The 12,016-nt window shown below is 40.1% G+C and carries 14 protein-coding genes and 1 pseudogene; 5 read left to right on the forward strand and 10 right to left on the reverse strand.

The annotated features are described in order from the left end of the window. Nucleotides 1-190: pseudogene (locus tag MOB01S_RS12715) on the forward strand (hypothetical protein); the annotation flags it as partial. A 53-nt stretch (nucleotides 191-243) separates the two neighbouring features. Here the strand turns inward: MOB01S_RS12715 and rpsA are convergent. The 3 genes from rpsA to cmk form a co-directional block, all read right to left on the reverse strand. After that, on the reverse strand, nucleotides 244-1,911 hold the full coding sequence (gene rpsA / locus MOB01S_RS11060) for a 30S ribosomal protein S1 (protein WP_066805344.1): 1,668 nt from the start codon (nucleotides 1,909-1,911) through the stop codon (nucleotides 244-246). A gap of 141 nt (nucleotides 1,912-2,052) precedes the next feature. Continuing rightward, nucleotides 2,053-2,550: a GNAT family N-acetyltransferase gene (locus tag MOB01S_RS11065; RefSeq protein WP_084349720.1), complete on the reverse strand. Its 498-nt coding sequence runs from the start codon at nucleotides 2,548-2,550 to the stop codon at nucleotides 2,053-2,055. Then, a complete protein-coding gene (gene cmk / locus MOB01S_RS11070) occupies nucleotides 2,517-3,224 on the reverse strand; it encodes a (d)CMP kinase (protein ID WP_066805350.1) in 708 nt (235 codons plus the stop codon). Before cmk ends, MOB01S_RS11065 begins: the two co-directional genes overlap by 34 nt. Before the next feature lie 79 nt (nucleotides 3,225-3,303). Here cmk and MOB01S_RS11075 point away from each other — a divergent pair, with 79 nt between their 5' ends. After that, on the forward strand, nucleotides 3,304-3,507 hold the full coding sequence (locus MOB01S_RS11075; RefSeq protein WP_066805352.1) for a hypothetical protein: 204 nt from the start codon (nucleotides 3,304-3,306) through the stop codon (nucleotides 3,505-3,507). A gap of 42 nt (nucleotides 3,508-3,549) precedes the next feature. Continuing rightward, nucleotides 3,550-3,726 (forward strand): hypothetical protein, encoded by a 177-nt coding sequence (locus MOB01S_RS12440; protein ID WP_157073986.1) that lies wholly within the window; start codon nucleotides 3,550-3,552, stop codon nucleotides 3,724-3,726. Here MOB01S_RS12440 and tadA read toward each other — a convergent pair. The 7 genes from tadA to ppsR all read right to left on the reverse strand — a co-directional run bounded on the left by tadA (nucleotide 3,718) and on the right by ppsR (nucleotide 9,686). Continuing rightward, nucleotides 3,718-4,266 carry a tRNA adenosine(34) deaminase TadA gene (gene tadA / locus MOB01S_RS11080; RefSeq protein ID WP_084349722.1) on the reverse strand — a complete coding sequence of 183 codons (549 nt, stop codon included), beginning with the start codon at nucleotides 4,264-4,266 and terminating at the stop codon, nucleotides 3,718-3,720. The genes MOB01S_RS12440 and tadA overlap by 9 nt on opposite strands. 78 nt (nucleotides 4,267-4,344) lie before the next feature. Continuing rightward, nucleotides 4,345-4,932 (reverse strand): hypothetical protein, encoded by a 588-nt coding sequence (locus MOB01S_RS11085; RefSeq protein WP_066805355.1) that lies wholly within the window; start codon nucleotides 4,930-4,932, stop codon nucleotides 4,345-4,347. 122 nt (nucleotides 4,933-5,054) lie between these two features. Further along, nucleotides 5,055-5,777, reverse strand: a complete 723-nt coding sequence (gene ung / locus MOB01S_RS11090; RefSeq protein WP_066805358.1) for a uracil-DNA glycosylase — start codon at nucleotides 5,775-5,777, stop codon at nucleotides 5,055-5,057. A gap of 2 nt (nucleotides 5,778-5,779) precedes the next feature. Then, nucleotides 5,780-6,700 carry an RDD family protein gene (locus tag MOB01S_RS11095; RefSeq protein ID WP_169798151.1) on the reverse strand — a complete coding sequence of 307 codons (921 nt, stop codon included), beginning with the start codon at nucleotides 6,698-6,700 and terminating at the stop codon, nucleotides 5,780-5,782. A gap of 128 nt (nucleotides 6,701-6,828) precedes the next feature. Next, nucleotides 6,829-8,418, reverse strand: coding sequence for a Si-specific NAD(P)(+) transhydrogenase (sthA, locus tag MOB01S_RS11100; RefSeq protein ID WP_084349721.1), 1,590 nt, complete (start codon nucleotides 8,416-8,418; stop codon nucleotides 6,829-6,831). An 8-nt stretch (nucleotides 8,419-8,426) separates the two neighbouring features. Then, nucleotides 8,427-8,792, reverse strand: coding sequence for a DUF4377 domain-containing protein (locus tag MOB01S_RS11105; RefSeq protein WP_066805365.1), 366 nt, complete (start codon nucleotides 8,790-8,792; stop codon nucleotides 8,427-8,429). Nucleotides 8,793-8,825: 33 nt separating this feature from the next. Then, the gene (gene ppsR, locus MOB01S_RS11110) at nucleotides 8,826-9,686 is read right to left on the reverse strand and encodes a posphoenolpyruvate synthetase regulatory kinase/phosphorylase PpsR (RefSeq protein WP_066805366.1); all 861 of its coding nucleotides are present in this window, start codon (nucleotides 9,684-9,686) and stop codon (nucleotides 8,826-8,828) included. A gap of 246 nt (nucleotides 9,687-9,932) precedes the next feature. Between ppsR and MOB01S_RS11115 the strand changes: the two genes are divergently transcribed. Both MOB01S_RS11115 and MOB01S_RS11120 read left to right on the forward strand, forming a co-directional pair. Continuing rightward, nucleotides 9,933-11,438, forward strand: coding sequence for an MBOAT family O-acyltransferase (locus MOB01S_RS11115; protein ID WP_066805368.1), 1,506 nt, complete (start codon nucleotides 9,933-9,935; stop codon nucleotides 11,436-11,438). Nucleotides 11,439-11,447: 9 nt separating this feature from the next. Next, nucleotides 11,448-12,016, forward strand: a 569-nt coding sequence (locus MOB01S_RS11120; protein WP_157073987.1) for a hypothetical protein, incomplete at its 3' end; no start/stop codon positions are given.

Below are 12,016 nucleotides of genomic sequence, written 5' to 3' on the forward strand. Positions count from 1 at the left end.
AAAAGATTGCAGTCAGCTAAGCACAAATGTCTTGTTTTGTGGTGATTATTGGAAGTCTTATCAAGAAGTTATTCCAACATCAAAACACCTACAAAGCAAGAAAGAGGCTTTTGCCATAGAAAGTCATAACGGTAGAATATGCCACCATTTTACAAAATTTAAGTGTAAGACCAAGTGTTGTATGAAATAAAAAAGTGGCAATGAAAAACATTGCCACTTTTCATCTTATTAGATGACTATTGCTTAGCCTTTAAGTTGGTCAGCAAAGATATCACCTAAAGTTTTAGGTTGGTTGTCTACACTATTTGGTAAATCTTTAAGTGCTTGACGTTCTTCGGCTTCATCTTTGGCTTTGATAGACAAAGTGATGTTGCGAGATTTGCGGTCAGCACGGACGATTTTAGCTTCAACTTCATCACCTACATTTAGTACTTTAGAAGCATCTTCAGTACGTTCACGAGCGATGTCAGCAACTGATAGGTAGCCTTCTACATCATCAGCTAAGGTGATGACTGCACCTTTTGCATCTACTTCTTTAACAGTGCCTTTAACGATAGCACCACGCTCATTGCTCGCTAGGTATTCGCTAAATGAGTCAGAGCTTAGTTGTTTGATGCCTAGGCTGATACGGTTGGCTTCTGCATCCACTTGTAGAACTTGTGCTTCAACGGTGTCACCTTTGGTGTAGCTACGGATTGCCTCTTCACCATTTTCAGTCCAAGAGATGTCAGACAAATGCACCAAACCATCAATACCACCTTCTAAACCGATGAACAGACCGAAGTCGGTGATAGATTTGATGGTACCAGTGATTTTGTCACCTTTTGAGTATTTTTTATCAAACTCTTCCCATGGGTTTGCCATAGTTTGCTTGATACCTAGGCTGATACGACGACGTTCACCATCAATTTCTAGAACCATCACATTAACTTCGTCGCCCACCTGAACAACTTTTGATGGGTGGATGTTTTTGTTGGTGTGGTCCATTTCAGAAACGTGTACCAAACCTTCAATACCTTCGGCGATTTCAGCGAAGCAACCATAATCAGTTAGGTTGGTAACACGAGCTTTGGTGATGGTGCCAACTGGGTAAGTTTTTTCAACTTCACCCCATGGGTCAGAACCAAGTTGTTTTAGACCTAGGCTTACACGGTTACGCTCACGGTCAAATTTCAATACTTTAACTTTCAAGTCTTGACCAACTTCTACCGCTTCTGATGGGTGCTTGATACGTTTCCAAGCCATGTCAGTGATGTGTAGCAGACCGTCAATACCACCCAAATCAACAAATGCACCGTAGTCGGTCAAGTTTTTGACAATGCCTTGAACTTCCATGCCTTCTTCTAGTTTGGCAAGTAGTTCATCACGTTCAGCACTGTTTTCAGCTTCCATTACTGCACGGCGAGATACCACGATGTTGTTGCGCAGTTTGTCAATTTTGATGACTTTAAATTCAAACTCTTTGCCTTCTAGGTGAGTGGTTTCACGTACAGGGCGAACATCAATGAGTGAACCAGGTAGGAAGGCACGCACAGAACCAATCTCAACGGTAAAGCCACCCTTGACCTTAGATGAGATAAGACCAGTAACGATTTCATCATTTTCGTGCAACTGTTCCAATGCACGCCAGCTTTCTTCACGCTTGGCTTTTTCACGAGAAAGGACAGTTTGACCCATGCCGTTGTCTACTTTTTCAACAACCACATCAACGGTGTCGCCAATCGCAACTTCAAGCTCACCTGCTTCATTTAGAAATTCGGCACGGTCAATCACACCTTCTGACTTTAGACCTGTGTCCACAGTAATCAATTTTTCATCAATCGCAACGATTTTACCTGCGATGACTGCACCAATCTCAACTTTTACTTCGTTTGCATTGCTTTGTTCAAACAGTTCAGCAAATGATAACATTTAATTTACCTTAAAAATAGCCGTAGCCTGTCTAGCCAGTACGGTTCACGTTGTGTGGGTTTTGTTAAGAAGTGCTAGTTTTGGCTTAACAATCCACAAAAAATCTTTGCGATTATAACAGAAATTTTACAATAACGCAATTTATATTTTTAATTCATACACAAATTGTAAGCCCTGTTTGCCCATGACGGTTCTTTGACAACGAAAAAAGCCTACATTTTCGTACAATTTTTGAGCAGGGATGTTGGCATGATTGACCCCAAGCACCACCATATCACAGTCGGGCAAATACTGCTTGCAAAAGGCACCCAAACACTGGTCGCTCAACGCTTGTTTGGCATAACCTTTGCTTTGATGAGTTGGGTTGATTGACATAGAGCGGAGCAAAACCGCCTTTGGGTTATTGCTATAATCCGCCTTATCTTGTCCTGCATCTAGTACGAAAAACCCCACTGCCACACCATCATTACAAATGGCGATTTTGTGGGCAATGTCATCTTGATTGCCAAACCAAACGTTGGGTAAGGCAGAAAATTGCCTTTGCACTGCGTCCAATTCATAGCCTAATCTGGCATGGTGTTTGGTAGACAAAGGCACAAGCTCAATCACGCCAGTTTCTCCTTGATAAATGCCACGCACCGCTCAAATACTTCATCAATACTCAAATCAGAACTGTCAATCATCAGTGCGTCATTGGCAGGTTTTAGGGGGGCAACAGCACGATTTTGGTCTTGCTCGTCCCTTGCGTTGATTTCTGCCAAAATCTTATCATAATCAACAGATTTTCCATTATTCATCAACTGCTTAACACGGCGGTCGGCACGAGCTTGACTACTTGCAGTTAAAAAAATCTTGGCAGTCGCCTGTGGAAAAATCACCGTCCCCATGTCTCTCCCATCTGCCACAAGTCCTGTCCGTTCTGCCATATTTCGCTGAACATCTAGCAAAGCGGTGCGAACGCTTGGTAAAGTTGCCACCTTTGATGCGTATGCCCCCACTGTCTCGGTGCGAATGTCGTCCGTCAAAGGCTTGCCATCAATGATGATTTCTACCGCTTGGCGTTCTTGGTTAATCACAAAATCAAGCTGTAAAGATTGGGTCAAATTTGCCACTTTTGTTTCAAACTCATCGTCCGTTTTGCCATTTAAAATATCAGCGGTCAAAATACCTTGTTTAAACGCAAGCAAGCCCACAATGCGATACAACGCACCACTATCTAATAAATTAAAGTCAAAATACTCGGCAAGGCGATAAGCAATCGTGCCTTTGCCTGCACCTGATGGACCGTCGATGGTAATGATGGGGTGTGTCATTTGAATCAACCGTTATTTGATTTTTGGTATATTTTAACATAAAATAGCTAAAAATATAGTAATTTTTTTGGAGAAATGTATGTCATTATTTACTTTAATAAAAGACATATTATTTAGAAAAAGCAACAAAATACCAATTAATACCAACCAAAATAGTGAAATGCAATTTGATACCCATAAAAATACAAAAACACTATTTTATTACCATGCTTATGTGACAAAAGATGACCCTAGAAATGAAGGTAGGATAGATTTTAAGATTTGGGCGGAAACTCAAGAATAAGCATTTTTACTTGGTAATAGGGTAATTATTGAGTTTTTACCAATGATTGTTTTGGAAAATGCTTTTATTTCTGATAATGATAGTGTTGATGTTGGTATGCAAGTATTTGATAAAAAGGCAATCGTATTGAGTGTTGATATGAGCGATGATAACTTAAAAAATCAAATAGAAAAATTTAAAAAGCATTATAGTAAACACAGGGGTTGGGATTTAACTTAATTGTTGTTCTTTTTTTGATTTTCGCCTTTCTTTAAAAAATCCCTGCAATATTGCTTTGGACTGTTCGGCAAATAATCCACCCTCTATCATCAAATAATGATTAAAATAGCGTTTTTCAGCAAATTTTTCTTGGCTAATGACGACGCCAGATTTTGGTTCGTTTGTGCCAAATACCACCCGTTCAATTCTTGAATGGACAATTGCGCCTAAACACATGGTGCAAGGTTCAAGCGTAACATATAAGGTTGCCCCCATTAAACGATAATTATCCAATGTTTTACACGCCCTACGAATGGCGAGTATTTCGGCGTGGGCGGTACTATCTTTTTCACAAATGGGGCAATTAAAACCTTGCCCAATGATTTGATTATCAAGAACAATCACTGCTCCGACAGGTACTTCGCCAAGCTTTGCTCCTTGTGTCGCCAAGTCTAGGGCAATTTGCATAAAGTGCTTGTCGTCATTATCAAAATCATCATTGGATTTTAATAAAATTTGACTGGTGGATTTTAGGAAGTTGTTTTTTTGTAAATTAGACATCATTATTTTAATGCTTTGTTATTTAAATGAAATATAAGAGGTTATTTAAACATCTTTTAATATGCTGACAACTAAAAATCAGCAATAACCATTAACCAATAACAAATAAATTGCTTCTTTTGTTTTAATTGCTATTGACACATCACGCCCAAAATTTTCAAAATAACCCATAAAAATATGCCCAGAATCTTTTGCTTGTTGTGTTGTGTATAAAAAATCAGGCTTTATCCAAAATGCTTGCCATGCTTGCTCATTAAGCCTATCAAACCATTCATCAATCATTTGATTGGCAGTTGATTTCACTAATGGTCTTTTGGTTTTATAAATTTGACCACCGCACAACAAATCCATTAAATGCTCTTTAAAAGTATTTTTACTAATTTCTTGACATTCCAAATCTTGTTTGCCATTCCATAATTTTGACGCCATTGGTACAAATACAGCACAATCTCCATTTATTGCAATATCAGAATAATTAGGAAACTCATTTTCCAAATCTTGTAAAATAAATTCATGCTGAAAAGTCCCTGCTTGTAAATTTCTTAACAATATTTCACTCACATCATCAGTATCTATTGGCACACAAAAGGTCAGTAGCATTACTTGAGCGTTAGCAGTTTGACTTAAGGCATTTAACAACTTTTTGGCATCATATCTAACATTCATAACTTATCCATCTAAAAACAATCACTTCGCCCATTTCACCACAACCCCCCCATATCACGCCACCAAAAATACCATAATGCCAAAAATAAACCTTATGTTGATTTTTAAGTTCTTTAAAATGATTAAATCGGCAACGCCCAATCAATCGGCGTTTTGCCATGTGCCACAAGATAGTTATTGGTTTGTGAAAAGGGACGAGTGCCAAAAAATCCGCCCCGATTGGCCGACAGGGGAGATGGGTGATTGGCGGTCAAAATTAGATGACGGCGAGTGTCAATAAATCGTCCTTTTTTCTTGGCATAACTGCCCCACAAAATAAAAACCGTCTGGTCGGTTTGTCTGTTAATCACATCAATCACTGCGTCAGTAAATTCTTCCCAACCTTGATTTTGATGACTGCCTGCTTTGCCATCTTCAACCGTCAATGTGGCATTGAGTAGCAACACACCTTGATTTGCCCAATGCGTCAAATCACCGTGCGGACAAACAGGTATGCTCAAATCGGTGGCAAGTTCTTTTAAGATGTTTTGCAAGCTTGGTGGTTTTGGAACAATCTTTGGTACGCTAAATGATAAGCCCATTGCTTGCCCTGCACCGTGATAGGGGTCTTGCCCTAAAATTACTACTTTAACCGATGATAAAGGCGTGCTATTTAACGCATTAAAAATCAATGATTTGGGTGGGTAAATTGTCTTGCCTTGTGTGTACTCATGGCGTAAAAATGTTCGCAATTTTTCCATTGTGTCGGACAACAAAAACGGAGCAAGTGCCATTTTCCAGTCATGAGGAAGCTGGACTTTGTCTAGCATGGCAAGTTGTTCGCTGGTAAAAGAGTAGGTTTGCATGGTTATTTTTTAGTTTTGTCTAGTTGAGAAGGTTTGGCTTTAACGATGAGCGTGCGAGTCATTTTGTCGTGCCAACCTTGTTTTTTATCACTGCCTTTTGCCATAAGATAATTGGCAAAAAGCATGATGATGGCAGGCAGTCCTGACATGAGACTTGTTCCAATGGCGTAAATCAATACCAAAAATAGCGTTCGCATAAATACCAGTGTACCAAAACTTGGTAGCTTGCCTGTTTTTTCATCTACCACCCGAATGCCCATGACCATTTTACCAAAGGACTGCCCACGCATGATGATGAGTAGCAACTGAATGCCAATCAGAGCAAAAAACATCATGTTGCTCATGGCAACGGTGGTTGTGGGGATTTTTCCTGCTAGGCTTTGACCGTAGGCTTGTAGGGCAACGTAGTCTTGGGCGTGTTTGGCAATTTCATTCATGTCTACCACTTGCATAAATGCCATGACAAGTGGCATAAGAGCAAGCATGTATAAAGCAACATTGATGCCAAACGCGGTAAATCTAGCAAAAATACTGGCATACTCAATTTTACCATCGTCTTTTTGTGTGTTTTTTGTAATGACGACAGTTGTGCTTTGTGGTGATGATGTTTCTTGGGCGGGTTTACGTCCGTACAGCTCGGCAACTGATACTCGCTTTTCATCTTTTCTTAAATCAACATTATCGCCAAAACCATGCTTTTCTTGGGGTTTTGATAGATTGACGGAGCTTGGTGGCGTGATATTTTGAGTTGGCTGATAGTTAAGTCGCCCATAAGTCATTTCGCCAACAGTTTTCCATTCACTCATGCCAGTATGCCACATCAAATCATCAAGTACGACCTCGCCTGAAGATAGCATACGGTTGAGTTCGTCTAAGGTATAAGGTCCTGCTTGGACATTGTTGCGAGCTAGATAAATTTTCATCATAATATTAAAGTTAAAATTTGGGTTATTGTAACCAAAAGCCCCAATGATTACAAGAAAATTAGAAAGTATAAAAAGCAAAAAACCCAAAGGTAATATCATCTTTGGGTTTGGTGGATTTGGTCATTTTAGAAAATTCGGTTAAGACCGTTTAGGGCTGCCACACGGTAGGCTTCTGCCATCGTGGGGTAGTTAAAGGTGGTATTGACAAAATATTCTAACGTATGACCACATTTCATGACGGCTTGACCGATGTGGATAATCTCGGAGGCGTGGTTGCCATAGCAGTGAATACCCAAAATTTCTAATGTTTCACGGTGGAAAAGGATTTTTAATACGCCAGAGCGTTCACCGATGATTTGTGAGCGAGCCAAGTGCTTAAAGAAGGCTTGCCCAACTTCATAGGGGATTTTATCCCTTGTCAAATCTTCTTCGGTAGCTCCGATGCTTGAAATCTCTGGAATGGTATAAATGCCTGTTGGCACACTGTTGACAAATTCGGCATCTTTATCGCCCACCATAAAGGCGGCGGCATTACGCCCTTGGTCATAGGCGGCAGATGCCAGTGATGGCCAACCGATAACATCACCTACGGCATAGATGTGAGGTACATTGGTGCAATAGGTATTATCCACTTCTAAAAGCCCACGACTATTGGCACTTAGACCGATGGCTTCTAAGTTTAGACCGTCTGTATTGCCAGAACGTCCATTGCACCATAGCAGAGCATCTGATTTGATTTTTTTGCCACTTTTTAGGTGTAAAATCACACAATCATCAAAAGTTTCTAGACGTTCGATTTCCTCATTGTTGCGAATACGTACCCCAAACTGACGAAAATCGTGAGAGAGTGCGTCCGAGATTTCGTTGTCAAGATAGCTTAACAACTGGTCTTTGTTGTTAATCAAATCAACCACGTAACCTAGACCTGTAAAGATAGAAGCGTATTCACAACCAATCACGCCTGCCCCGTAGATGATGATTTTGCGAGCGACATAATCCATTTGTAGGATTTTGTCCGAATCAAACACACGAGGGTGGTCAAAATCCAAAAAGTCAGGGCGATAAGGGCGAGAACCAACCGCAATAATGGCTTTTTCAAAAGTAACGGTTTTTGTGCCTTCGTCATGATGTCCTGTCTGCTCCACTTGTAGGGTGTGCAAATCCACAAATTTGCCCCAACCTTGAATCAAATCCACACGATTGCGTTCATAAAAAATCTTGTGGGTATTGACTTGGCTTAAAATTACTTTGCGAGCTTTACTTAATACTTTATTAAGTGGCACTTGAAAGCTGTCGGTAAATGAGCTAAAAATGGGATCTCGTCTCATGCCAATGATATTAAATACCGATTGGCGTAGGGCTTTACTGGGGATTGTTCCCACGTGAGCACAGTTGCCACCGACTTGGTCTCGGGGGTCAATCACGGCAACTTTTTTGCCTGATTTGGCAAGTTTCATGGCAGCCGCTTCACCTGCAGGTCCAGCGCCAAGTACTACCACATCGTACTCATAGCCATGTTTGGCTTTGGGCTTGGCTTGGGAAAGTGCTACACGATGTCCGTCTAGGGGGTTGATGAGTAGATGACTGCTGTCGTGTTCATCAAGAGAAGTGGCAATGTTGGCAACTTTGGTTTCTGGTGGGTTTTTGGGGGCTGTTTCGCTCATGATTGAAGTTCCTTGTGAGGCTTGTTTTTGGTTTTTGCGTGTTTTTGACATGATAAATCCTAGTGATTCACAATGTTTTGGTTTAAAATTTCTTCAAGTCGCCATTGCCCTGTGGGTTTGCCATTATTTTGGTCAATCTCTTGGCGGGCTTTGATGGTGTAACTTGTGCCAATTCTGGGTTCAAAACCTTGAATGTCGTTATAGGCAATGCTAAAAATACGAGCATCGGGGTTGTCATTGGGTTTGACAAGCAAACATTGCATGGGCGTGGTGGATTGGCAAGGTACACGGTGTGGCAATATGTTTAATATAACGCTATCGGTTAGTTTAATGTTGGGGATATAGCGTGGCTCTGGTACAGGTGGCGTGCTTTGACAGGCGGTTAGGCACATCAAGGATAATAAAAAAGTAAATCTTAGTTTCATAATTTTACCACATATTAATCAGTCTGTTTTATGTTACCCAATTCGGCGAGTCAGTCCCGTCATTTGTAGAATGCGAGTGGCAATCTCCTCAATGCTCATCTCAGAGACATTAAGGTTGGGTATCTTTTGGGTGGTGTAAATGGCTTGGATAGCACGTTGCTCTTCTTGGCATTGAGCAAGTGAAGCATAGCGACTGCCTGCTTTACGCTCTTGGCGAATGCGTACCAAACGGTCGGTGTCAATGGTTAAGCCAAATAATTTGTGGCGATAAGGTTGCAAAGCTTTTGGGAGTTGGCTAGTATCCAAATCATCTTCGGTCAAAGGATAGTTGGCGGCTCGTATACCAAACTGCAAGGCAAGATAAAGCGATGTGGGTGTTTTGCCAGAGCGAGATAATCCTACCAAAATGATGTCCGCACCGTCATAATGTGTTGTTCTTGCCCCATCATCGTTGTCTAGGGCAAAATGCACCGCATCAATACGAGCTTTATAGTCTTCGCTATCTACACGTCCATGAGCCATGCCAGCATGAGGGTCGGGCTTGTGTCCGATTTCGTCTGCGATACGAGCAATCAATCCTTCGTATATGTCCAAATTACAAGCATCTGCTTCATTGATAATGGCACGAATCTCATCACTGACGATGGTGTCAAATACCAAAGGTTTTAACCCTGATAGGCGATAAGATTCATTAATGCGTTTGACAGCGTCTTGTGCCAACTCGATGGTGTCCACATAGGGAATAATCTTGATGTCAAATTTGACGTCGCCAAACTGACTAAGCAATGAACGCCCCAATGTTTCAGCAGTAATGGCAGTTCCGTCAGAGATGAAAAAGGCACTACGCATTATCGTTGGTGGTAGATTGTTGGTGGGGGCGTTGTGAACGTACATGATAAATCCTTATGCTTATAAAAGGTCAAATTTGCCTAGAAGTATAGCATAGCTTACTAAAATTTGCACGTTTACTGATAAATATCTAAGTTTGTGTCTATAAATAGTTGGCACATCAAAGGATTTTTGCTACAATAGGCAAATTTTTATATCTTTTTAACCGTTAAATTTACAACACGGATTTGGAATGTACCAATCTTGTGATGGATATTTTGGTGCGTTTGGTGAGTTTAACAAAGGATAATCATGTTTTCTTTTTTATCGGTAGAATTTGCCTTATTATTTGTTGTGTTTTTTGTGGTGTATTGGGCATTTTACCAAAAAACAAACATTCAAAATTTGATATTACTCATTACCAGCTATTTGATGATAGGTCTTATGGCGTCTTTTTTGGCGTCTTTGATATTGTTGGTATTTAGTGTGGCAATCGCATTTTGTGCCATTAATATGCAACGTTATAAAAATAAGAAAAAATGGCTTTGGGTCGGCATTGGTATTACACTTGTCAATCTTAGTATTTTTAAATATTATGATTTTTTCCGTTCGGTCATCAGTACCAGTATGGAAATGCTACATTTGGATTCATCAGGAATTTTGGCAAACATCATTTTTCCTTTGGGGATTTCTTATTATTCGTTTCAGGCGATTAGTTATTTGGTAAGTCTTTACAACCAACAAAAAAATCCAAACATATCGCCCATGCCGATATTTACTCCCATACAATTATTAACCTATTTGTCATTTTTTCCAACGATTACCTCGGGGCCGATTGCTCGTGTCAATGATACCAAAGGACTTTACGACATACAGGGCAATCCTTGTGGTATGTATGCTCAAATTGTCACAACAACCCCACGCCAAATCATCATGCCAAAATTGGCATTTGCACTCATTTTATTGGCACTTGCCAAAAAATGGTGGCTTGCGACCTATTTGTCGGATAATTGGGTAAATCCTGTTTTTTCCAACCCAACAGGCTTTCATAGTTTAGAAGTTTTGACAGCGATTTATGGTTATACCTTACAACTATTTTTGGATTTTTCTGGATATAGTGAGATGGTGGTTGGCATTGCCATGCTGTTGGGTTTTCGTTTGCCCATGAATTTTAATGCACCACTCATCGCCCACAATATCCGAGATTTTTGGGATAGATGGCATATTAGCTTATCCACATGGATACGAGATTATATCTATATACCATTGGGAGGCAATCGTTTAGGGTTTTGGCGAACACAGGTCAACTTGCTTATTGCCATGATGTTGTCAGGCATTTGGCATGGCTCAACTCTAAACTTTTTATTTTGGGGGTTGTTGCATGGTGGGGCGATATTTTTGTTAAATATTGGCGATGTTTTTTGCCAAAGGCGGTTTGAGCATGAAACAGGTCGCAATTATCTGGCACAAACAGGCGTGATTGGCAAAGTTATTGGTACAGTCATTACAATTAATTTTGTGGCGTTGGCATTTGTATTGTTTAGAGCAACTACCTTTGAAGAAACGGTGTTAATTTTTAAAGCATTATTGTTTAACTCAAATGCCATTGTATGGCATAACAATCCCTATTATTTATTGAGTCTGTTATTGGTGTGTTGGATTTTATATCCTTTTGTGAGAAAATACACCAAACAAGGGGCAACCATTATTCATAAAATACCAGAAGCTGTGGTTTATATGGCATTATTTGTGGGTTTTGTGTTAGTGGCAATTTTAGCACCTGCGGGTATTCCTAGTTTTATTTATGCCAATTTTTAGGAAAAAATCATGATTAATCAAGACAATAAAAACCTAAAAGTAATTTCTGTTGATGCTCACTCATCTAAAATGGAAAATGATGACGATGATTACTTTGTGTTAAGTGCTGAAATTCATGATATTGAAACAGAAATTGAAATTGAAGATGCGGTTGTGATTTCATCGGCGGTGATTGACGCACCAGATATTACACAAGAGCAAGAAATAGAAGATGCGGTGATTGTTACAGGTGAGCATACCCAAACGGCAGAAACTCAAACAATAAAGACTGACGCTACTAATATTGCAGATGAGGTTTGCAATAAAAAAACCACGCTGGTGGTCGGTGTAGAAAATGCGATTGAGCCAAGTGGTTTATTTTCCACCATCAATCACAACTATGCCATGAATGCCGTACCATCAACCAGTAACCTTGAACAAAATGTCGTTGAAATTCAAAGCTACAACATCATCAACCCTTCCCAAGTCATCAATGTAGATAGAGTACAAGATGATGTTGTGATACAAGATGATGTTGTGATACAAGATGATGTTGTGATACAAGATGATGTTGTGATACAAGATGATGTTGTGATACA

The organism is Moraxella oblonga NBRC 102422 (assembly GCF_001598275.1).
In the GTDB taxonomy this organism is placed as follows: Bacteria; Pseudomonadota; Gammaproteobacteria; order Pseudomonadales; family Moraxellaceae; genus Moraxella; species Moraxella oblonga.